The 21,974-nt window shown below is 66.9% G+C and carries 21 protein-coding genes and 1 tRNA gene; 6 read left to right on the forward strand and 16 right to left on the reverse strand.

The features are described from left to right. Positions 1–5 precede the first annotated feature (5 nt). Positions 6–623: a LysE family transporter gene (locus tag PHP91_RS06995; protein ID WP_300138911.1), complete on the forward strand. Its 618-nt coding sequence runs from the start codon at positions 6–8 to the stop codon at positions 621–623. Between the two features lie 28 nt (positions 624–651). Here PHP91_RS06995 and PHP91_RS07000 read toward each other — a convergent pair whose 3' ends face one another. The 4 genes from PHP91_RS07000 to PHP91_RS07015 form a co-directional block, all read right to left on the reverse strand. Then, complete coding sequence (locus PHP91_RS07000) at positions 652–2,358, reverse strand: ABC transporter ATP-binding protein/permease (RefSeq protein ID WP_300138914.1); 1,707 nt, start codon at positions 2,356–2,358, stop codon at positions 652–654. A gap of 117 nt (positions 2,359–2,475) precedes the next feature. Then, positions 2,476–2,856: an OsmC family protein gene (locus PHP91_RS07005; RefSeq protein ID WP_300138917.1), complete on the reverse strand. Its 381-nt coding sequence runs from the start codon at positions 2,854–2,856 to the stop codon at positions 2,476–2,478. Positions 2,857–2,958: 102 nt separating this feature from the next. Then, positions 2,959–4,125 (reverse strand): class II aldolase/adducin family protein, encoded by a 1,167-nt coding sequence (locus PHP91_RS07010; protein WP_300138919.1) that lies wholly within the window; start codon positions 4,123–4,125, stop codon positions 2,959–2,961. Next, complete coding sequence (locus PHP91_RS07015; protein ID WP_300138922.1) at positions 4,122–5,873, reverse strand: aldehyde ferredoxin oxidoreductase C-terminal domain-containing protein; 1,752 nt, start codon at positions 5,871–5,873, stop codon at positions 4,122–4,124. Before PHP91_RS07015 ends, PHP91_RS07010 begins: the two co-directional genes overlap by 4 nt. A gap of 85 nt (positions 5,874–5,958) precedes the next feature. Between PHP91_RS07015 and PHP91_RS07020 the strand changes: the two genes are divergently transcribed. Continuing rightward, the gene (locus PHP91_RS07020; RefSeq protein ID WP_300138925.1) at positions 5,959–6,489 is read left to right on the forward strand and encodes a tetratricopeptide repeat protein; all 531 of its coding nucleotides are present in this window, start codon (positions 5,959–5,961) and stop codon (positions 6,487–6,489) included. A gap of 257 nt (positions 6,490–6,746) precedes the next feature. Here the strand turns inward: PHP91_RS07020 and PHP91_RS07025 are convergent, their stop codons facing one another. The 5 genes from PHP91_RS07025 to PHP91_RS07045 form a co-directional block, all read right to left on the reverse strand. Beyond that, positions 6,747–7,127, reverse strand: coding sequence for a pancreas/duodenum homeobox protein 1 (locus PHP91_RS07025; protein ID WP_300138928.1), 381 nt, complete (start codon positions 7,125–7,127; stop codon positions 6,747–6,749). Between the two features lie 113 nt (positions 7,128–7,240). After that, positions 7,241–8,527: a DUF401 family protein gene (locus PHP91_RS07030; RefSeq protein ID WP_300138931.1), complete on the reverse strand. Its 1,287-nt coding sequence runs from the start codon at positions 8,525–8,527 to the stop codon at positions 7,241–7,243. Positions 8,528–8,543: 16 nt separating this feature from the next. Next, positions 8,544–9,053: a crossover junction endodeoxyribonuclease RuvC gene (gene ruvC / locus PHP91_RS07035; protein ID WP_300138934.1), complete on the reverse strand. Its 510-nt coding sequence runs from the start codon at positions 9,051–9,053 to the stop codon at positions 8,544–8,546. A 4-nt stretch (positions 9,054–9,057) separates the two neighbouring features. Then, entirely contained in the window at positions 9,058–9,801 is a 744-nt protein-coding gene (locus PHP91_RS07040; RefSeq protein WP_300138937.1) for a YebC/PmpR family DNA-binding transcriptional regulator, read from the reverse strand. A gap of 52 nt (positions 9,802–9,853) precedes the next feature. Next, complete coding sequence (locus PHP91_RS07045; RefSeq protein WP_300138940.1) at positions 9,854–10,453, reverse strand: RlmE family RNA methyltransferase; 600 nt, start codon at positions 10,451–10,453, stop codon at positions 9,854–9,856. A 69-nt stretch (positions 10,454–10,522) separates the two neighbouring features. Here PHP91_RS07045 and PHP91_RS07050 point away from each other — a divergent pair, with 69 nt between their 5' ends. Then, complete coding sequence (locus tag PHP91_RS07050) at positions 10,523–12,025, forward strand: DUF3880 domain-containing protein (RefSeq protein ID WP_300138943.1); 1,503 nt, start codon at positions 10,523–10,525, stop codon at positions 12,023–12,025. Between the two features lie 76 nt (positions 12,026–12,101). Beyond that, positions 12,102–12,177: transfer RNA gene (locus tag PHP91_RS07055), tRNA-Ala, on the forward strand. A 164-nt stretch (positions 12,178–12,341) separates the two neighbouring features. Here the strand turns inward: PHP91_RS07055 and PHP91_RS07060 are convergent. The 7 genes from PHP91_RS07060 to PHP91_RS07090 form a co-directional block, all read right to left on the reverse strand. Further along, a complete protein-coding gene (locus PHP91_RS07060) occupies positions 12,342–12,752 on the reverse strand; it encodes a bacteriohemerythrin (RefSeq protein ID WP_300138945.1) in 411 nt (136 codons plus the stop codon). A 135-nt stretch (positions 12,753–12,887) separates the two neighbouring features. After that, positions 12,888–13,289, reverse strand: a complete 402-nt coding sequence (tmcA, locus tag PHP91_RS07065) for an acidic tetraheme cytochrome c3 TmcA (RefSeq protein ID WP_300138947.1) — start codon at positions 13,287–13,289, stop codon at positions 12,888–12,890. Between the two features lie 12 nt (positions 13,290–13,301). After that, positions 13,302–14,621: an electron transfer complex ferredoxin TmcB gene (gene tmcB / locus PHP91_RS07070; protein WP_300138949.1), complete on the reverse strand. Its 1,320-nt coding sequence runs from the start codon at positions 14,619–14,621 to the stop codon at positions 13,302–13,304. A gap of 33 nt (positions 14,622–14,654) precedes the next feature. Further along, on the reverse strand, positions 14,655–15,314 hold the full coding sequence (tmcC, locus tag PHP91_RS07075; RefSeq protein WP_300138952.1) for a TmcC family electron transfer complex membrane anchor subunit: 660 nt from the start codon (positions 15,312–15,314) through the stop codon (positions 14,655–14,657). Between the two features lie 11 nt (positions 15,315–15,325). Continuing rightward, the gene (gene tmcD, locus PHP91_RS07080; protein WP_300138953.1) at positions 15,326–16,582 is read right to left on the reverse strand and encodes an electron transfer complex subunit TmcD; all 1,257 of its coding nucleotides are present in this window, start codon (positions 16,580–16,582) and stop codon (positions 15,326–15,328) included. 1,028 nt (positions 16,583–17,610) lie between these two features. Beyond that, entirely contained in the window at positions 17,611–17,934 is a 324-nt protein-coding gene (locus PHP91_RS07085) for a thioredoxin family protein (protein WP_300138955.1), read from the reverse strand. 153 nt (positions 17,935–18,087) lie between these two features. After that, positions 18,088–20,970 (reverse strand): PAS domain S-box protein, encoded by a 2,883-nt coding sequence (locus tag PHP91_RS07090; protein WP_300138958.1) that lies wholly within the window; start codon positions 20,968–20,970, stop codon positions 18,088–18,090. A 157-nt stretch (positions 20,971–21,127) separates the two neighbouring features. Between PHP91_RS07090 and PHP91_RS07095 the strand changes: the two genes are divergently transcribed. Both PHP91_RS07095 and PHP91_RS07100 read left to right on the forward strand, forming a co-directional pair. After that, positions 21,128–21,370, forward strand: a complete 243-nt coding sequence (locus tag PHP91_RS07095; protein ID WP_300138961.1) for a hypothetical protein — start codon at positions 21,128–21,130, stop codon at positions 21,368–21,370. A 189-nt stretch (positions 21,371–21,559) separates the two neighbouring features. After that, a complete protein-coding gene (locus PHP91_RS07100) occupies positions 21,560–21,967 on the forward strand; it encodes a response regulator (protein WP_300138964.1) in 408 nt (135 codons plus the stop codon). The last annotated feature ends 7 nt before the right edge of the window (positions 21,968–21,974 follow it).

Consider the following 21,974-nt stretch of genomic DNA (forward strand, 5'->3'; position numbering starts at 1 on the left):
ATCCCATGACGGAATTCCTCACCCTGGGCATGGTCCTCGGCCTGTCCGCCGGGCTCTCGCCCGGCCCGCTGCTGGCCCTGGTCATCTCCGAGACCCTGCGCCACGGCGTTGGCGGCGGCGTCCGCGTGGCCCTGTCCCCGCTCTTCACCGACCTGCCCATCATCGCGGTCACCCTGTTCCTGCTGACCCGCCTGGCCGACCACCAGCCCGTGCTCGGGGCCGTGGCCCTGCTCGGCGGCGCGTTCATCCTGTCCATGGGGCTCGGCTCGCTCTTTCCCAGGCCGGCGGAGGCGCAGGTCCAGGCCCAGGCCCCCAGGTCCCTGCGCAAGGGCATCCTGGTCAACCTCCTGAGCCCCCACCCCTATCTCTTCTGGATGACCGTGGGCAGTTCGCTCATGAACCGGGCCCTGAGCCAAGGCACCGCCGCCCTGGTCCTGTTCCTGGCCGCCTTCTACGTGGCCCTGGTGGGCGCGAAGATCGCCACCGCCCTGCTGGTCGGCCGCTCGCGCGCCTTCCTGGGCGGCCCGGTCCACCGCACGGTCACCCGGCTCCTCGGCCTGGCCCTGTGCGTCCTGGCCCTGCTCCTGTTCCGCGACGGCCTGCAACTGCTCGGCGTCCTCTAGCCGACGCCCCTTCCGCCCCTCTCCCGCCCTACCGCGCGGGCGCGTATTCGGCCACGGTGATCCGTCGCTCATGGAACGGCATGAGCGACGAACGGTGCCCCACACTGATGACGGCCGTGTCCGGCAGCCGCTCCCGCAACAGGGCGTAGAGCTCGGCCTCGCCCGCCTCGTCCAGGGCGGAGGTGGACTCGTCCATGAACAGCCAGTCCGGCTTTTGCAGAAGCATCCGGGCGAAGGCCAGCCGCTGCTGCTCGCCGGGCGAGAGCCGCTGGGCCCAGTAGCTGGCGTCGTCCAGCCGGTCGGCCAGGCGGGCCAGGCCGCAGTCTGCCAGGGCCGCGCGCAGTTCGTCGTCGGAGAAGCCGCCGGGGGGCGCGGGGTAGCCGAGCACGGTGCGCAGGTCGCCCACCGGCAGGTACGGCTTCTGGGGCAGGAAGAGAGTCCGCCCGCCGGACGGCAGGAGGATCGAGCCGCCGCCGTAGGGCCAGAGCCCGGCGATGGCCCGGAAGAGCGTGCTCTTGCCCGCGCCCGAGGGGCCGCTGACCAGCAGCCGCTCGCCCGGCCGCAGGTCCAGGTTCACCCCGCGCAGCAGGGGCGCGCCGTCGGGCAGGTCCAGGGAGAGGTTCTCGACGCGCAGGGCGTTGTCGCCGTTCTCGCCGCGCGCGGGCCCCTCGCCCGCCCGGACGCGGTGGGCGGCCTCGATGTCGCGGGTGAAGCCGGTCAGCCGTTCCACGGTGGCCCGCCAGGAGGCGAGTTCGGTGTAGGCGTCCACGAACCAGCTCAGCGCGCCCTGGACCTGGCCGAAGGCCGAGGCGGTCTGCATCAGCCCGCCCAGTTGCATGGCCCCGGAGAAATAGCGCGGCGCGGCGGCCAGGATGGGGAAGATGATGGCCACCTGGGCATAGCCGTTGGTCAGCCAGGCCAGCCGCTTCCGGCGCTTCATGATGGCCCACCAGTTGTCCACCACGTGGGCGAAGCGGCTGCCGAATATCTTGGCCTCGTCCTTCTCGCCGCCGTACAGGGCCACGCCCTCCACGTTCTCGCGGAAGCGGACCAGGCTGAAGCGGAAGTCCGCCTCGTAGCGCTGCTGGGCGAAGTTCAGGCCGATGAGCGGGCGGCCCACCCGCATGGTCAGCCAACTGCCCACGGCGGCGTAGACGAGGGCGATCCAGACCATGTAGCCGGGCACGGTCACTCCCACCCCGGCCAGGGAGAAGGAGATGGCGCCGGACAGCCCCCAGAGGATGCCGACAAAGGAGACCAGGGTGACGGCGGACTCCAGGAAGCCCAGTGTCAACGACAGGGTCTGGCTCACGAAGCCGTCGATGTCGTCGGCGATGCGCTGGTCCGGGTTGTCGGTCTCGCCGCCGTGCATCTGGAGCATGTAATAGGCCCGGCCGCCCAGCCAGCGCTCCAGGTAGCGCTCGGTCAGCCAGCGCCGCCAGCGGATTTGGAGCATCTGCTGGAGGTAGAGCTGGTACACGGCCACGGCGATGTAGACGAAGGCCAGGATGCAGAACACGCCCAGTTGGTGGACGAAACCCGGCCAGTCGCGATTCTGCAGGGTGTCGTAGAAGGCGTTGTTCCACTTGTTGAGCAGGACGTTGATGTAGACCAGTCCCAGGCTCATGGAGACGATGACGAAAAGGAGGCCCCGGCCGCGCCAGCGGTCCTCGGAGAACCAGTAGGGCTTGGCCAGGCGCCAGGTGTCGCGGAGAAAGTGTTTGGTGCTGTTCATGGATGGCGCGCCCCGGGCCGGGGTGGCCGACCGGGCGGCCGACGGCGGGGCGGTACGGATGGAGTTGCGGGTCGGGGCGGCCGGCCCGGACGAATCGCCCGGACCGCCGCCGCGGGTCTAGTTTTCTTGCCGTTCAAAGGCCAGGGGCTTGCTCAGGATGCCGTGGACGGGGCAGCCCTTCAGCGCGGCCAGCAATCGCTTTTCCACCTGGGAGTCCAGCCCCTCGGGCAGCTTGACCCGGTATTGAAAGAGGTGGCCCTCCCCGTCCGGGACCAGGGTCACGGAGGTCTCCACGTCGCCAAGGGCGATGCCGTGGTTCTTGGCGTAGACGCGCAGGGTCATGTTAAGGCAGGCGGCCAGGGAGGCCTCCAGCAGGGAATAGGGGGTGAACCCGGCGTCCCCGCCGCCCAGTCGGGACGGGGCGTCGCACACGCCCGTGTGCGAGCCGTCGGTGAATTCTGTCAGGTAGTCGGCCGGGTTGCTCTTGGCGGTAATCATGATGCGCACCTCGATGTCGGTTGCGGTTGAACGTCCGGCCGCATTGCCGGAAGAAAGAAGATAGGACCGGAAGGCGCGAAAGGCAACGCGCCGGGCCCGTCGTCAGCGTGACAGGTCGGCGACGCGCTCGAAGTACAGCTCGCGGCAGCGGTTCTCGAAGCCGAGCAGGCGGGAAAACGGCTCGTTGAAGTCCCGGCGGCCCGAGGCGAAGACGCCGTGCCCGTGGACCACGGCGACGCCCGAGGCGGCCACGGCGGGCGGCAGGGTGTTGCACAATCCGGTGGGGCCGGTGCCCACCTCGCCCGGCACCACGGGCACGCCCTCCACGGTCCGGCACTCGGCGCAGGCCACGTGGCAGCGCCCCCGGTTCGGGCAGTCCGCCCGCGCGCAGTCCATGGACAGGATCACGGAAAACCTGGGGTGGCCGTGCAGAATGCAGGCGACGTCCGCGCTGCGGTACACGCCCTCGTGGGCCGAGAGCTCGGACGAGGCGGTCAGGCCGTGGGTGGTGGACCCGTCCAGCGGGCAGGGGTCGATGCACCCCTCCAACTCGTCCAGGGAGCTGCCGGTCTGGCTGATGTGGACCACGTCGCCCGCCCGGCAGGAGATGTTGCCGAAAAAGGAGTCCACCAGCCCGTAGCCGACCACGGCCCGCCCGGCCTCGGCCATGGCCGCCACCACCGCGTCCTCGTCCGCGAAGGGCCCGTCGGCCAGGTCGGGCGGCTCGGTGCGCAGGGACGGCAACCCGGCCGCGACCCGTTCGAAGACCCGACGGAATTCGTCGTCCACCGCGCCCCGCCGGAGCGCGGCCAGGTAGTCGGAAAAAAAGAGGACGAAGCAGGAGAAGAGCGTGGACGAAAAAAAGACGAACCCCTGCTCCGGGCTGACCGTGCCGGGCGCGATGACGCCGTGGCCGGGGATGATGACGGACTTGCGCCGGGCCAGGGGACCGGCCAGGGCCTCGGCCGAGAACTCGCGGCAGACCGGGATGTCGTGCAGGAAGGTGCGGGTCTCGGTGTCCTCGGGCCGGATGGCCTCGGGATTGCGGGCGGCCAGGAAGTCGATGATCGAGGTGTAAGGCTCGGCGGGCCGGGCGAAGACCAGGGAGTTGATGGAGAGGCGGTCGAAGAGCCGGGCCAGCTCGGCCGTGCGCGGGTCCTCGCGGTTCCAGACCAGGACGTCGTCCAGCCCGCCCACCAGGGGCTCGCCGGGCGCGCACACTCCCTGCTCCTCCAGCTTGCGGGCGTATTTGGCGCAGAGGTCCTTCACGGTTCCAACTCCAGGTCCAGCCGTCCGGCCGTTTCCGGCGTGGGCCGACCCGATTCGTCCAGGCCGCGCACCCGGTAATAGCGGGCCCGGGCGGCCAGGAAGGCCTCGCGGTCCAGGGGCGGCATCTCGACGCCGCCGCCCGAGGCGCCGGGCTCGGAGAAGAAACGCGGGGGCAGGTCGTCCTCGCAGTCGCCGAACCCGTTGAGGGAATTCATGATCCGCTCCTGGTAGCAGATGCGCTCGCCCAGGGCTTGGAGCTCCCCGCCCGAGGCCTCCAGGCCGGTCACGGCCGTGTAGGCGCGGGCGTACTCCTCCAGCCCGGCGGCCAGGAAAATCAGGCGGCAGACGCCCAGGGAGTCGGCGGCCGCGTTCTGGTCCTCGGCGATCTTGAGGATGCGGGCCTTGCCGCTGAAGGTGAACCGGTCCGTGGCCACGGGCTTGCGCAGAACCTCGTGGCTCAGGGGGTTGGCGTGCTGGTGGCAGCCGCCCCGCGTGTTCACGGCGAAGGCCAGCGCCATGCCGTAGGCCCCGCGCGGGTCGTAGGCGGGCAGGTCCAGTCCCTTGACCGACATGGACAGCTCCGGCCGGTCGCAGGACTCGGCGAAGTCCAGGGAACCGCCGGAGAGCGGGCCGCCGTGCGCCATGTCGTGCAGGGCCAGCGGCACGGTGCGGCCGTCGCACGGCTCGCCGGTCAGCTCGCGGCGGCAGGCCATGGCCGAGGCCGCCGATATCGGGTCCAGCCCGAGGCGGCCGCAGAGCGCCGTGGCGCTCATGACCAGCTCCGGGTCGTCGTTGCCGATGAGCGCGCTGAAATGGGCCATGGCGTCGTAGTCCGGGATGGCCCGGCCGTCCGCCGCGCGCAGCTTGCAGCGGATGTGGCACCCCTCGCAGCCGAAGGGCTCGGGCCGGTACGCCCGGCGGTAGGCCTCGGCGTTGAGCCGGGGCGCGGCCGAAAATCTGGTGGCGCGAAAATTGTCCGTAGGCATCATGCGCCGCGAATCCATCAGGTCGTAGAGCGCGCCCGTGCCCCGGCTGGCGAAGCCGTGCCGCCCCATGAGCACGGGCGAGGCGGCCGCGAGCCGCCGGATGGCCTCGCAGGCGGCCGCGAGCGCCCCCTCGTCGCGCACGCGGACCGCGCCGGTCCCGCGCACCGAAACATACTTGAGCCGCCGGGCCGCCCAGGCCAGGCCGGGGCCGCCGCGCAGGGCGGCGTGAAAGCGGTCCACCACCACGCTGGCCAGGGGGGAGCCGTTCTCCGCCGCCGGACCCACGGCCGCCACCGAGGTCCCGGGCCCGGACAGCCGGTCGAAGACCGCGTCCGTGGTCTCGCCCCACAGACCGGTCTCCACCACCCGGACGTCGTCGTCCGCTATCTCGATGCCGCAGGGAACGTCGCTCTTGCCGGTGACGATCAGGCCGTCCCAGCCCGCACGCTTGAGCCGGACGGCCAGGCCGCCGCCCACGGAGCAGTCGCTGACCGCCGAGGTCAGCGGCGAACGGGTCAGCAGGACGCCCCGGCTGGACGCGGGAGCGGCCGTGCCGGTCAGCGGCCCGGTGAAGAAGCAGAGGGGCAGGTCGGGATCGTCCCAGTCCAGGGTGCAGTGGGCGCGCAGGTAGTGCCCCGCCACCCCCCGGCCGCCGAGGAGACGGGCGTAGACCCTTGGAGAGGGATGGAACACGGCAGCTTCGCCCGTGGAAAGGTCGACATGCAGGACCCTGCCGGTCCAGCCGCAAAGGGGACTCGCCATGGGGGCACAGTCCCATGAACTCCCTGAAAAGGCAATAAGTTGACCCGGACGGGAAAACAGGTATCCTTGCGCCCCGGAGGATCGCATGGCCAAGAAGGAAATCGACAAGTCCCGCCGCAACTTCCTGTTCGGCGCGGTGCGCCGCATTCGGAACGAAAACCCGGACGGCCCGGTGGCAGCCACGGCCTCCACCGTGGACGCCATGAAGGCGGCCAACGCCCTGTACGTCGACGAGGAGTGGGACGCGGCCCGCGGAAAATACATGGAGTGCATGGAGGCGGACAAGAACGACGCCGACCTGCGCTACCGGCTCGGCGTCTGCCTCTACCGGCTCGGCAAGCACCTCCAGGCCAAGCTCGAATTCGAACGCGCCCTGCGCATCCGGCGCGACTACCGCGACGCCCTGCTCTACCTCGGCCTGACCCTGGTCCGCCTGGACCGGGCGGAAAAAGCCGTGGCCCTGTGGAAGCAGTACTTCAACCCCCTGGCCGTGCCCGTCCAGCGCGAGCTGAACCTCCAGATCGGGATGCTGGAGGAAGGCATGGCCGACCCGCCCGACGCCATCGCCGAGGCCGTGGAAAAGGCCATCGCCGCCTCGACGGGACAGGTGGGCTGAGCCTCTCGCTCCCCCGTCCGGGGAAGCGGTTTCCATGTTTTTTGGAAGCGTTACCAACCCATTGGCAAAATCCAAAACACAGACTGCCTAAAAATGGCGAGATGCTAGGCGCAAAAAAAGTTCAAGGCCGAAGCGTACTTCCTGCACGCGAGGGTTTGAACTTTTTTGCAGCATAACCGGGTCATAAGATCTTGTACGGCTCGAAGACTCGCCTACAATTCACTTAACGACGCAGATCGCCGTTTTTAAACAGTCTGTTACGCCAGTTCGATGACGAGCGGAATGGCGTGGGTGGTGCGGTTCACCTCATGCGTGGCCCCGACGGACCAGGAACCGGCCGCGCGGCCGACCACGGCCGCTAGCCTCTCGGCCAGACCGGCCAGGTCGATGATCGGATGGCGGGAAAACACCGTGGGCAGCCCGTAGGTCAGGTTGCAGGCCAGACACCGGCCCGGCCGCTGGATCAGCTCCAGCTCGAAGTCGATGGCCTCGCCGTCGTCGTCGCGGTAGCGCAGGGCGATGTCGTAGCTGCCCTCCTCGGCGTCGCCGAAGAGCGCCTCGAAGAACTGGTCCGTGCGCTCGGCCGGGAACAGGGCGGCCAGGGTTTCCTCGGTGAATTTCTCTGCGTACTTGGCCATTCGCGTCTCCTCGGGGTGCAAATACCTACCGTTCCGGAAGGAATTAATTCCCATACAAAAAACCGCGCCGGGCCGCAAGCGGTCCGTCACGGCTGCGCGCAAAATCCGCGCCCTTAGCGCAGGAAGAGAAAGATTCCCACGCCGGCGGCCAGGCAGATCAGGCAGGGGGCGACCACCTTGCGCCAGGTCGGGGCCAGGTCGCACCCGAAATACTGGCAGGTCAGGATGAAACAGATGTGGATGGGCGAAATCATGACCCCGATGAAGCCGCAGAACTGGGCCAGCACCAGGTAGGGAACGACCTGGTCCTGCATGCCCAGGTTGTGCAGCACGCCGAGCATGAGCGGGAAGGTCGCACCCACGAAGGCCACGTTGATGCCCGCCACCATGCCCACCAGGAACGGCAGGAAGGTGGCCGACGCGATGAGCGCCGCGTCGCCGCCCGCCGCGCGGGACATCGCCTCCACCACGTTCGCTGCCTGCATGACGTCCTTGAAGACGAAGATGGCCACGATGACGAAGACCATGGCCCACAGGCTCCTCTTGGAGAGCACGGCCCGCAGGAACGGCAGCCCGAGCGAGGTGTTCTGGGCCATGACGCAGACCACGCTGAGCAGCAGGGCCGCGATAACGCCCCACTCGAAATCCAGGCCGGGCAGGAAGGCGGCGATGGTCGTCTCCAGGCCGATGGCCCCGGCGATGGCGATGAGCAGCGGCAGCCCCTCGCGCAGGACCACCCTCGGGTTGCGCGGCGCGGGCGGGATGTCGAGGGCCAGGTCGCCCGCGCTCAGCACGCCGGGGCGCAGGAAGAAGAACCAGCCCGTGAGCAGCATGATCGGCGTGGCGGGCCAGGTGCGCGAGATCAGGTCGATGATCTGGATGTCGGCCAGGGCCACGGTCAGGATGATGCCGGGATAGAGCGGCCAGCACAGCTCCCAGACATGGCGGAACCAGTAGTTGAGCACGGCCCGGTCCGCATTGGTGATGCGCATGTCCGCGGACACGGACTTGACCATGGGCGCGGAGAAAACGGCCCCGCCCGGCATGGGCAGGAGCCCGATCAGGGCCGGGAAGAAGACCAGGCGCAGCCGGGGGCTGGTCAGGTAGCCGGACAGCCCGTCCATGAGCCGACGCGACTGGCCGGACCGCTCCATGGCGTCGGACAGGATCAGGATGAGCCCCACGATGGCCACGAGGTAGAGAAACTTCTCCTGGGTCACGGCCAGAGCCCCGGTCCTGACGAATTCCATGGGGCCGAGGCCGAAGAGCAGGGCCATGAGCAGGCCGCCAGCCAGGATGGACAGGCCAAGCCCGGCGCGCAGCCGCATCCCGACCAGCATGAGCCCGAAGGAGAGCAGGACCTTGGCGAAGGGGAGGGACTTGAGGAACAGGGATTCCACGGGGAGGGCCTCGTGCCTAGGAGGCGCCGGTGAGCTTGCGCATACGCCGCTCGTTCAGGTGGCAGATGGCCACGGCCAGGGCGTCTGAGGCGTCCTCGGCCCAGGAGGGTTTCTTGATGCCCAGGCAGTGGGCGACCATGAAGGCGACCTGGTCCTTGGGCGCGCTGCCCACGCCGACCAGGTTCTTCTTCACCTTGGATGGTTCGTATTCGGCCACGGGCAGTCCGCGCACGGCGCAGGCGGCCATGGCCGCCCCCCTCGCCTGCCCCAGCTTGAGGGCGGACGAGGGGTTGCGCGAGACGAAGACGTTCTCGATGGCGGCCTCCACCGGTCCATGGGCCTCGATGAGCTCGGTGAGCCGCTCGAAGATGACGCCCATGCGGGCGGCCATGGACCGGTTGAGAGGAGTGCGGATGGTGCCCGTGTCCACCAGCTCGGCGCGGCCCGAAAGCTCGCGAACAACGCCGTAGCCCGTGACCCGCGAGCCGGGGTCCAGCCCCAGGACCACCAGGCAGCCGTCCGCCACGGCCCTACTCGTCCTCGAAGGCTTCGTCCGGGAAGTCGGCGTTCAGGTAGACCTTCTGCACGTCGTCGTTGTCTTCCAGGGCGTCGAAAAGATTCATGACCTTTTTCGCCGTGGCCACGTCGACCGGGACCAGGGTCGCCGCCACCTGGCCGAACTCGGCGGACTCGAACTCCATGCCCGCGTCGGTAAAGGCCTGCTGCACGGTCATGAAGTCGCCGGGCTCGGTGTGCACGGTGAAGGTGTCGTCGTCGTCCACGATGTCTTCGGCGCCCGCCTCCAGGCCCACTTCCATGAGCTGGTCCTCGGTGTACTTCGTCTTGTCGAAGGTGATGACGCCCTTCTTGGCGAAGAGGTAGGACACGGAGCCGTTCTCGGCCAGGTTGCCGCCATGCTTGGAGAAGGCGTGGCGGATTTCGGCCACAACGCGGTTCTTGTTGTCGGTGGCCACGTCAACGAGCATGGCCACGCCGCCCGGACCGTATCCTTCGTAGAGGATCTCCAGGATGTCGCCGCCCGCCAACTCGCCGGTGCCCTTCTTGATGGCGTTGTCGATCCTGTCCTTGGGCAGGTTGACGGCCTTGGCCTTCTGGATGGCCAGGCGCAGGCCCGCGTTGTCCTCGGGGTTGCCGCCGCCCGCCTTGGCGGCCAGGATGATGTCCTTGGCGGCCTTGGTGAAGAACTTCGCCTTCTTGGCGTCCTGGCGCCCCTTGCGGTGCTGGATGTTGGCCCATTTGCTATGTCCGGACATATTGCCTCCTCAAATACGCTCTTTTGTTCCGTTAAATAATGGGTTGAGTAGTCTACCCGTCAATCCCCGCAAAGCCAAGCGCGACGATGAAGATCTCCTTGCTTTCGGATCGGGAACTGTAGGGTTTGAAATTCTTCACTTTGTCGAAACAAGGGCGCAGACTTTCGCGATACTCTTTTGTCTCGCCGCCCTCGAAAATCTTGACCACGAAGTGGCCGCCCTTCTTGAGGCGCTTGCGCGCCACCTCGAAGGCGCGTTCGCACAGCTCAAGGGAGTTGGCCTGGTCCGCGAACTTGATCCCGGTTGTCTTGGGGGCCATGTCGCTGATAACCAGGTCGAAGGGCGCGAGCGGCTCCATGGCAGCCAGCAGCTCCGGCGAATCGGAGAAGACATCGGCCTGCAAAAAGGTTATGTTTTCCGCGAAGGTATGCCGGGTCTCCTGGATGTCCACCCCGAGCACGCGGCCCGACGGGCCCACGCGCTCCCCCGCGAACTGGGTCCAGGAGCCGGGGGCCGCGCCCAGGTCGAGCACGGTCTGGCCGGGCGCAAACAGGGAAAACCGCTGGTCCATCTCCTTGAGCTTGTAGACGGAGCGCGCGGCGTAGTTTTCCTTTTTGGCCCTTTTGAAGTATTTGTCCTGATATTGTTTCATCTGGCGAACGCTCCCTGATCGGCGTGGAGCGATTCCTAGCCGAATCCGCCGAAAAAGCCAAGCACAGCCGTGAACCGACCGCGCCACGCCACCATAACCGACGAACTGGGCCTGTCAAAGTCCATGCCCGCCGATCCCGCCCGGTTCGAGTGGGTCGGCCGCCCGCGCGCGGCCGGGACGCCAACGGTCTTCCTGGGTCTCGGCCCGGAGCCGGAGAACCTGCCGGAATGGTTTGACCTTTCGCCGACGGACGAAGTCCGATTCGTCGAGTGCCCGGCCTTCGCCGCCCAGGTGGACGGCTGGGCGGACCGGGTGCCTTCCCGCTTCTCCCGGCTCGACCCGGAGGCGGTCTCGGGCTCCCTCGCGGCCTCGGCCAGCGTGGCCCGCTACCTCCCGGCCCAGCGGGCCTTCCCCTCCTTTTTCGCGCCCCTCACGGCCCGACTGGCGGTCGGCGGCCGACGCAAGCCGCTTGGCCGCACCGTCTGGCTGCCCTCGGGAAAGGCGGACCTCCTTGGCCGCGAGCTGGCACTGGCCTTCCGGGCCGAGGGCTGGACCGTCCGCTTCCAGGACCACGAATCCCTGGGCAAACACCCCGGCGAGGCCCTGCCCCGGCTGCTCCGGGACGGCGCGCCGGACCTCTTCCTCTCCGTGAACCTCAAGGGGCTCGACCCCTTCGGCCTGGGCTTCGCCCTGCTGCGCGAGGCCGGGACCAGGGTGGCGGCCTGGCTGGTGGACAACCCGTTCAACCTGCTGCCCTCGGTCAAGTCCGCCTACTGGCGCGAGCTGCCGCTGTTCGTCACGGACCACACCTTCCTCGGCCCGCTCCGGGAAAACGGCGCGGCCCACGCCCATCACCTGCCCCTGGCCGCCTGCCCGGAACTCTTCGCGGACGGCACTTTGCCCGAACACGGTCACGGCCTGGAGGACCGGCTGGTCTTCGTTGGCCGCTCAGCCTTCCCGGACCGCGAGAAATTCTTCGCTGGCCTGGCCCTGGCCGATGACGCCGCCCCGGCCGGGACCACCGTCCGGCGCGATTATTTCTGGTGGCGCGACCGGCTGGGCATCGCCCCGCTCTGGCCCGGCAACGAGGTGCGGCGGATCGCGGCGGGCGCGGAGTCCAGCGGGTTGGCCTGGAAGCGCGCCTGCCTCGCTGCGGCCGGGCCGCTGACCATCTTCGGCGACGACGGCTGGCGGGACATCGAAAACGCGGACCTGCGCCCGGTGGTGGACTACTACGCCCACCTGCCCGCCATCTACCGCCGAGCCTCGGCCGTGCTCAACGTCACGGGCATGCAGCTCCCCGGCGGCCTGACCCAGCGCCACTTCGACGTCTGGTGCGCGGGCGGCTTCCTGCTCACGGACGCCCACGCGGGCCTCGACATTTTTCCGCGGGAGCTGACCGACCCCATCGCCTTCGCCCGGCCGGACGACATCCGCCCGCTCTTCGAACGCTATCGCGCGGAATCGCCCGAAAAACGCGAGCTGCGCAGCCTCTGGCGCGAGCTGATCCTGCGCGAGCACACCTACGCCACCCGAGTGGCGGCGCTGCTGACCGCCCTGGCTCTGCCCTGATCGCACGGATTGCACCCGAGGGTGCTGAAAACACTTGTCGAAGGAAGCAAAAAGGGCTATCTCCCTCTTCACCCACGGGGACGTAGCTCAGCTGGGAGAGCACTGCCTTCGCAAGGCAGGGGTCGAGAGTTCAAATCTCTTCGTCTCCACCAGGAAAAAACAGGGACTTCGGCATTATGCCCGAGTCCCTTTTTCTTGACCGCCGGGGGCTGGGAACTCGCCGGGAGCCACCGCCCCCTCCGCCATCATCCGAAAAGCAGAAGGCCCCGGACGCCGTGTCCGGGGGCACTCCCGGCGAAACCGGCGCGCCGCCAGCCTAGCGCATACCCCGGCCCCGCAAGTAATCCCCCAGCAGTCGGTCCTCGCCCAGGATATGGGCCGCCAGCCAGTCGGAAAGGAACCGGAAAAGGTCCTCCCGCCAGGGGGCTCCGGCGTCAGCGGACAACGCCGCGCGCTTGGTCCTGACCTTTATCAGGAAAAATTCATGCTGACGGCGATGGACTTCCCTGCCGGGATGCTCGAACGCCTCCATGAGCCTCTCCTCGGTGGCGAAGTGCGTGGCGGCATAGGCCGCCATGCCGTCGAGCAGGGACAGGCCCGCTTCCGTCGAAGCGCCCCGCTCGATGACCGCGTACGCCTCGTTGAGCAGGTCCACCAGACGCTCGTGCTCTCGGTCCAGCTCCTCGATCCCTATGGATAGCGCTTCGCTCCATTGCATGTAGGCCATTGCTGTTCTCCCGGTGTCACAGGATGGGGGAATGACTGGGTGGAGTCAATGAGAACCGACCGGCCGGAACCAAAAAACAAGGCGGCCGCCGGAAGATCCGGCGGCCGCCCATTTTTACGATAATGCTCCGGGGAGCTACTTGGCGTGGCACTGGCCGCAGGCCACCGGGCCCGCGCCCTTGGCCTCGTGGCAGGTGATGCACTGACGGTGGTAGGCCCGCATCAGCGGGGTGGCCCCGTCGGTGGGCTTCACCGCGTGGCAGGAGGAGCAGGGATCGCCCTCGGAGGAGTTTTCCTTGTCCATCTTGCCGTCCTCGGTCTTGCCATGGTGGCAGACCACGCATTCCTCGATGCCGGCCTTCTCGTTGTGCGCGTCGTGGGCGAATGCCACCCGGGGGCGCTCAAGGGTGCCGAAGGCGTCGGCGGGGACCTGGGTCATGTCGTCCTGCGACATGGCGACCGGAACCATGTAAAAGGCGACCAACGCGAGGATGGTCAGCATGGAGGCCGCGAGCTTGACGATGTTCTTCCTGTGCATGGCGTCCTCCTCCTAGAGTTCCGGTTTTTCCATCAGCTCGTAAATGATGTCGCCGATGAACTTTCCGTGCATCCCGAGATCATAGTAGCCGATGATGTCTTCCAGGCCGCCGTGGCAGTTGTGACACGGGATGACCACGTCGTGCACGCCGGTGGCCTTGAGCTGTTCGGCCTTGATCCGGTTGCCTTCCATGCGGGTGTTCTTGAACGGCGGCCCGCAGTTGATGACGCCGCCGCCCGCGCAGCAGCAGTAGTTGTGTTCGCGGTTGGGGATCATTTCCACCACTTCCTCGCACAGGAAGTGGACGACCTCGCGCAGCTTGTCCATGAGACCGCGCCCGCGCATGACGTTGCACGGGTCCTGGATGGTGACCGGCTTCTCGTACTTGTGCGTGATCTTGATCTTGCCCTGCTGGATCAGCTCCCAGTAGAACTCGATGGCGTGGACGATGGGCACCGGGCTGTTCTTGTAGCCGAGCCAGCGGTTGCCCATGTCGTAGACCGAACGGAAGGCGTGGCCGCACTCGCCCATGACGATGCGCTTGACCCTGAGCTTCTGCGCGGACTCGAAGTGGGCGCGCTTGAGGCGGCCCATGTTTTCGTAGTCACCCACGAACATGCACATGTCCGAGTTGTCCCAGCCGGGCTCGGAGGGCATGGTGTAGTCCACGCCCGCCGCGTGCATGATGGCCGCGGCCTGGTAGATGAGCTGGGTCCGGAACTTGGGTTCCGGGGCGATGACCGAGTAGTAGACGTCGGCCCCTTCCTTGTCGAGGGGGATGCGCAGGTCGGGGAACTCGTCCCGGGCCTCGTCCTCCTGCCACTGGAGGGAGTCGATCCACTCGTCGTCCTTGACCCACATCTGGTTCATGGTCGAGGCGTGGGAGTGGGAGGTGTCGCGAATGTACTGCGGGACGACGTCCAGCATGTAGCAGATGCGGCGCACCATGGACATGATGTACCCGGTGTCGATGCCGATGGGACAGTAGTGGGCGCACCGCTTGCAGAGGTTGCATTCGGTGAAGGCCATCTGCGCCATCAGATAAATCTGATCGGGAGTGACCTTTCCCTTCTTGTTCATCAGCTCGTACATGGTCTCCGTGGCCTTGTTGACCGGAGAGTAACTGGGGTCGAAATCATGGGACATGTAGAAGTGACAGCCCTGCGAACAGAGGCCGCAACGCATGCACGTCTCCTGATATACTTTGAGCTTGGCCCCGGTCTCACCCTTGAGAACCTGGTTGACCACCTTCTCGATCTTCTCGGGAGTAAGGCTGGCCACCCCGTTCGCAAGGCCGGGATCAGCAACTTTTCTGTCAGCTATCCGACTCATTATTCTTATCCTCGCTTTCTGTTTTAGATGGGGCTACCAGTCCTTGGCGTGACGCACCGCGCCGAATTCCGAACCCATGTAGGACCTGGTGAGCAGGGCGAACAGCGCGTGGCTGAGCCGGGTGAACGGAATCAGGGCGAGCAGGAGTTCTCCCGCCAGTACGTGCAGCGTGGTCATCAGCAGGACAGGGCCCACCTGATGGTAGGCGAGCACGCCGGTGACGAACGGCAGGGCCACCAGGATCAGGGAGAACCAGTCCTTGGGACGGGTGACGCCCTTGACGTGGGGCAGCGCAAGGCGGCGGTAGGCGAAGACCGCGCAGGCGGCGATGACCACGAAGCTCACGGCGTCGCCGAACCCGCCGGGCAGGCTCGGGATGGAAATCCCGAACGCGGTGTCCCAAAGCACCGCGTGGGCGCCGAGGAACACGGCCACCAGCAGGAAGCCGATGTGGAAGAGGAAGGTCGCGACCGTCATCAGCGGGTCGGACTTCCACCCCATGGTGTTGAAGGGAATGAGCCAGTTGAGGATGGAGCGCAGGCTGTAGGGCAGGCTCATGTACGCGAGCGACGAACCGTCCTTGGCCTTGGCCAGGGCGTACATGGACACCAGCCGGTAGATGGAGCCGATGATGAAGAAACCCCAGGCGATCCAGGCCAGGGGGCCGCTGACGAAAACGTAGAATTCAGTCATGGCGCGACCTCCTAGAACCGGGCCACGTCGGCGACGATGCGGACGTAGCTGTTGTTTTCGATGGCCCGGATGAGCACCTTGGCGCCGTCCTCGCTGAAGATCGGGGGCCAGGCCATGTCGAAGGAACGCTCGAAGGGCTTGCCGTTGACCAGGATGATCCGCTTGCCGTCCTTCTCGACCATGGCGGCGACGTTCTTGCCGCCGGGACAGAAGGTGGCGGGCCAGGCCATGTCGTAGACGCCGTCCCAGGCCTTGCCGTCGACCACGATCCGGAAGTTGGTGTTGTCCTCGTTGCCGATGGCGGCGGCCCGGGTGCCGTCGGGGCTGACCACCAGGTCGGTGACGACCGGGAAGGTCACGTCCCAGGCCGCGTTGTCGCAGGCCACGGTGAACTCGCCGTAGGAGGGAGCGACCACGGCCCAAAGCTTGTTGCCCGGCTTGCCGTACTGCAGGTAGAGGCACTGGGCGTAGCGCGGTTCCCAGAGGATGTTGCCGTCCTTGGCCACGCCCCACTTGCCCGCCACGCGGACCGGGGCGACCACGGAGCCGTCCTTGGGATGGAAGATGGGCTCCCAGACCTGGCCGTAGGTGGCGGCCCAGGGCTTGTCGTCCACGGCGATGGTGTAGGCGTGCACGGAGGGGCGCACCTGGGCTGCCACGTGCTCGCCGGTGGCGTCGAAGGCCGGCCCCCAGACGTTGAGGTATTTGTTCGGCCACCGCACGCCGTCAACGACCACGGTGTAGATGCCCTTCTTGAATCCTTCGATGTCCGCCTGGCCCAGGCTCTGCACCTGCGCCACGCCCGCGGCGTGCGCGCCGTCGGCGGAGAGGGTGTACTGGTTGACGTTCTCGAAGAGTTCTTCCCACGGTTCGCCGTCGACGCAGACGCCGTATCGCTCCATGCCCTTGTACATGGTGGCGATGACGGAGCCGTCCTCGCTGAACTTGGTTTCCCAGATGTAGTCGGTGGTCTCGCCCATCGGCTCGCCGTCCACGACCAGCACCCACTCCATGTCCTGCTGACAGATAGCGGTCAGCCGGCCGTCAGGCGAAAATTTGAGTCCCCAGATCTTGTCGAAGGTGTTTTCCCAGACCGTGTCGTTGGTCCGTACGGAAAACACGCCTTCATCAACCTGGACGATAGCGGCCACGGTTTCGCCGTCGGGCGAAACGTACGGCTCCTCCTGCCATCCATGTCCTTCGATCGGGGAGAGGGATTCAACGACCGTTTTCTGGCCGGTCTCCCAATCCCATTTCGATATTCCCATAGCACCCCCTGTTGTTTTGACGCCGCGAAGACCGCGGTCCATGCACCCGCTGGCGCGGGCCGTCTGCCGAACGGCTTCCGTTCCATGAACAACGGCTTCCGTTCCCGTTTTCTGAATCATCTGGGAGCGAACACGCACCCCCCTGGTCGTCATCCGACAGGGAGGCGCTCCTTTCCTACCAGCGTTCGTGGCCTCAATTCCGCATTGTTTTCAGCCAGTTGCCCGTCGGTTTCCCGGGCCGTGGTCGAGATCTCTCACGCGTTCTCCACCCCGAAGCCCGGACAGGCTCGCAGCCAAACAATACGATCTGTTGTGCACAGTCCACACAAATAAAGTCAAGCCCAATCATCAACTATACCAACAAAAAATGCCTGCCGAAGCCGGTCAGGCACCCCCGGAACGGACGTATACCGTCCGAAAAAGTGCTCCAGAACACGGTTTTACTATTTCATACCATACTGGTATGGAATCTATCATGCATTGAAGCTGTTTTCACAGGCAATTTTAACATGACGCTGCGAACGTTATTTCCCAATGCATCATCTCGCCATTTGTCAAGGAGGGTCTATTTCTAAATTGCGACAGATGATCGTTTCACCAATTTGCAGAAGGTTCAGACATGTCTGGCGCCACACTGAGGATGCAGATTGGCGGCGGCATCTCCCATTCGGGCTCCGTCCGGGCCGTTAACGGTGCATCTCAACGACAACTACCGAAGGCGCGCCGGTCTACAAGGACGAGGGAATCGTCACCGAGGTCGGCAGCAACGTCGGGAGCAGGCTCATCGGCGACGCCGAGCCGGCCCAGGGGGCCGACCCGGCCGTTCGACTGAACACTACGTCTTTTCCGGCGAGGCGCCTTGCCTGCGTCGGAGGTCCGGGACGCGAAGGCCACGACGCCCTATCGCCGACGACGCGGCTCGGTCGTCCATGAGGCGTGCCGCGGACGGCATGACCATCGGGGACGCCTCCGATGACCGGAGGCGTCCCGCGCCGCTTGTCGTGAAAATCGGTCGGGATGGGCCGGAATCACTTCCGGTCGAGGGCGTCGCGGATGAAGTCCTCCAAGGTCTCGCGGTCGGACTCGCCGATGAGGCGGTCCACCTCGCGGCCGTCCGAGAAAAGCAGAAAGGTGGGCGTTCCCTTGACCTGGAACCGGTTGAGCTCCATGTCCAGGTAGTCGGTATCGTAGAGAAAACAACGCAGCCGAGCCCCAAAGCGGACCGACGCCTCGTCCAGGGCGCTGTACTGGCCCCGGAATCGCTCGTTGCGTTTGAGGAAGGCCACGAGCAACGGGACATCGTCGCTTTGCAGCTCCACCTCGAACGCCTGCGGCTCCAGCACCTTCAGCATGCCTTCTCCCCCGAAGCCAGGGACCGTGCCCCGGCCAGCGTGCCATGATTCATCGCGCATGGGTCACCCTAGCAACTGCGGACGGCCGATGCATCATTTTGCTGCATTAGAACGATTATAATTTTCCGCAATGGCGGAGGGTTCCGCGTCAGGTCAGTCCATGCCCCAGGCGGCCAGCTTGCGGTAGAGGGTCGCCCGGTGGATGCCGAGCATTCGGGCCGCGCGGGCCTTGTTGCCCGCGCAACGCTCCAGGACCTCGACCACGGCCTCCCGGTCCGTCCGCCGCGCCTGGGCTGGGCCCGGAGCCGCGGGCGGGGCCGCGGGACGGGGCTCGGCCCGGCAGGTGCGCATCTGCTCCACGAGATCGGCCCGGACGTGGCGCAGGACGATTTCCCCGCCCGGCGAAAGGATGCAGGCGTGCTCCAGGATGTGGCGCAGCTCGCGGATGTTGCCCGGCCAGGGGTAGGCCATGAACAGGTCCATGACCTCATCCGACAGACGGGAGAGCCGCTTGTTGAACTGGTTCGAGAACAGTTCCAGAAAGTGCTCCGCCAGCAGGGGGATGTCGGCCTGGCGGTCGCGCAGGGGCGGCAGTCGGACCGGCATGACGTTGAGCCGGTAGTAGAGGTCCTCGCGGAAGGTGCCCGCCCGGACGGCTTCCAACAGATTCACGTTGGTGGCCGCGATGATCCGCACGTCGGCCGTGCGGGTCTGGGACTCGCCCACCCGCTCGTACTCCTTCTGCTCCAGGAAGCGCAGGAGCTTGAGCTGGAGGAGCGGGGAAATGTCGCCGATCTCGTCCAGGAACAGGGTGCCGCCCTGGGCCGCCTGGATGCGCCCGACCTTGTCGCGCACAGCGCCGGTGAACGCGCCGCGCACGTGGCCGAAGAGTTCGCTCTCCAGCAGGCTCTCGGACAGGGCCGAGCAGTTGACCTTGACCAGGGGGTTGCCCCCCCTTGATCCGCCGTAATGAAGGGCGTCGGCCACCAGCTCCTTGCCGGTGCCGGACTCGCCGAGGATGAGCACGATGGAATCCAGGGAGGAAAGCTGCTCCAGCAGCTTGTATATCTCCTGCATGGCCGTGCTGCGGCCGATGATGCCACGGAAGCCGTGGCGTTCGTGCAGCCGCTTCTCCAGGTCCACGATGCGGGAGACGTCGCGCACCACCAGGACCGCGCCGGTGTGCCGCTGCTCCTGGTCGATGAGCGGCGTGCAGTTCAGCTCCACCATGCGCACGCCCACGGCGGGCACGTCCAGTTCGGTCTCGTAGCCGTGCACGGACTTGTGCGTCCGCAGGACCTGCTTGACCACGCTGACGCAGGGGTTGTTGCCCCTGGCGGAGAGCAGGTCCTCCAGGGGCTTGCGGTCGTCCTCCCCCTGGTCCACGCCGAGCAGGCTCCCGGCCGCGCTGTTGGTGGCGATGATCCGGCACTTGCTGTCCACGGTGAGGATGGCGTCCGGGATGGAGCGGAAGGTGGCTTCGAGGTTGAGCCGGTAGCGCTCCTTTTCCGCCGTGGCGCGCAGCAGGGCCTGCTCGGCATCGCGCCGCTCGGTGATGTCGCGGCCCACGGCCTGGATTTCCAGCAAGTCGCCGCGCGGGTCCAGGATGGCCCGGTGGGTCCAGAGAATCCAGCGTTCCCGGCCGTCGCCCCGGCGGACGCGCTGCTCCCGGTCGAAGACCGGCCGGTCCGCCCCGGCTATCTTGAGCCAGGCCCGCACGTCCCTCCGCTCGTCCTCGGCCAGCTTGGGAAAGGACTTTCGACCCAGGACCTCGTCCTCGTCCACGCCGAAAAACCGCGCGTAGGCGCTGTTGACGAAGGTCAGCTCCCCCTCCGGGGTATAGCGGCAGATCAGCTCGGTCTGGTCCTCGACCACGGCCCGGTAGAGCCGCGCGCCCTCGCGCAGGGCCTCCTCCACCGCCTTGCGATGGGAGAGGTCCTGGATGATGGCGGTGCACACCTCCCGGCCCTCGTGCCGGTAGTGGCCCATGGAAACCTCGACGGGGAAAACCTGGCCGTTCCTGCGCCGGTGATGGGCCAGAGGACGCCGCTCCAGCCCGGCGCGCAGGGCCGCCATGGCCCGGTCCGGCTCGTCGGAAAGGTCGGCCACGTTAAGCCGCAGCATCTCCTCGGGCGAATAGCCGTAGAGCCGCCGGGCAGAGTCGTTGCAGTCCAGGATGGAGCCGTCGTTGCGGTCGATCATGAGGATGGCCGCGCTGGCCGCCTGGTGGATGCTGCGGTAGCGCTTCTCGCTCTCGGCCAGGTCCGTCTCGATCCGCCGCCGGGCCGAGACGTCGCGCAGGGACGCGACCAGGCCGGACAGCCGCCCTTCGGCGGTGACCGGGCTGACCGCCGCCTCGCAGGGGACGCCGCCCGGCGAGAGCTCCATGCGCCGGGCCTTCCCCTCCGCGCGCACGGCCTCCACCTGGGCGCGGACCTCGCCCGACGACTCCGGGAAGAGCTCGGCGTAAAGACGGCCAGCCAGGGTCTCCTGAGCGAGGCCGAACAGGCGGGCGGCGGCGCGGTTGGCTCGGATGACCACGCCCTGCGCGTCGAGCAGGAGCAGGACGTCCTCCCCGGCCTCCAGCACGGCGTCCAGGCGGCCGTCGTCCGCGCCGGCCGGGTTGTCCGCCCGGTCGGCGCACGCCGGGCCGCCCGGCCCGATCAGCCGGGGCCGCAGGGCCAGCCCCTGGGTGACGAGAAATTCCAGCCGGCGGCGGTCCACCGGCACGGTAAGGTAGGAGAAGGCGTCCATGGCGCGCACGGCCCGGCCGGGGTCGTCCAGCCCGGCCGCCACGACGAGCAGCAGGAGCGCCCGGGCCCCGCCCCGGTCCAGGCGGCGCATCAGGTCCGAGGCCGTTCCGTCCGCCAGCTCCGGAGCGGCGAAGACCAGTTCAGGCGACGCCTCCCGCGCGCGGGCCACGCCCTCGGCCACGCTGGACGCGGTCAGGGTCAGGTAGCCACGGTTGGCCAGGATGTCGCCCACCAGGGCGCGTATGGCGTCGTCGTTCTCGACGATGAGGATGGTCCCGTTCATCGGCGCGTCTCCTCGGATTTCCATACACGACTTGGGCCCGCTCCACCACCCCGGCAAAGCGGGTTTGTCCCCTGATTTGGCTATCATTTTTTTTCTCGAAGGTGTAAGGGAGGACGCATGGGGGATTCTTGTCACACGATTAGCAGGAGGAAAAAACATGTCCCAGTTCACTGAAGCCGATCTTCCGGTAGACGTTCATCACGGCGAAATGGTCACCCTGGCCGACGGCACCACCGTCCGGTTCGAGTCCAACGGCGAAGCCAAGAACATCATGGTCAACGACGGGTTCGAGCCCGCCTGCACCCTGTTCCCCGGCAACGAGTTCGTGGTCGAGACCGCGCAGGGCAACTACAGGCTGACCTGTGATTTCGGCGACGCCATGCGCGTTGAAAAAATGTAACGCCTCACGATTCCTAATTTTCGTGCCCGCCCTTCCGGGCGGGCACGCCCCTCCCCCCTTCCGCAAATTATAAGTGCCAGTCCTCCCGTCTCCATGGTAGGAGTATAGGCATCCGTCGATGCCCCCGCCGCTCCGCCGCCGCCGGGACGTCACCGCACAGAACTCCACCCGCAACGGAAGGGAACGCCGATGGCCAAGATACTCATTGCCGAAGATGACCGGATATCGCAGAAACTGGCCTCCAAGATCGTGGAGGAACTGGGTCACACGGCATTTGTCAGCCCGCACGGCAAGCACGCCTACGAGGCCCTGACCGCCTGCAACGACTTCGACCTGCTCATCACGGACATCATGATGCCCGAGATGGACGGCCAGCAGCTCATCCAGACCCTGCGGGGCGACCAGCAGTTCACGAATTTCCCGATCATCATCATGTCGGCGGTGGTGGGCCTCGGCGAGATATCCGAACTGCTCAAGCTGGGCGCCACCCTCTTCATGGCCAAGCCCCTGGACCGGGCGGAACTCCAGGACTACATCAAGCGCTGCCTGCACAAGAAGGCGGGCAAGCCTGCCCCGGACCGGGCTTCGTCCTCGTAACGGTTGC

It is taken from the genome of Pseudodesulfovibrio sp., assembly GCF_028692895.1.
GTDB lineage: Bacteria > Desulfobacterota > Desulfovibrionia > Desulfovibrionales > Desulfovibrionaceae > Pseudodesulfovibrio.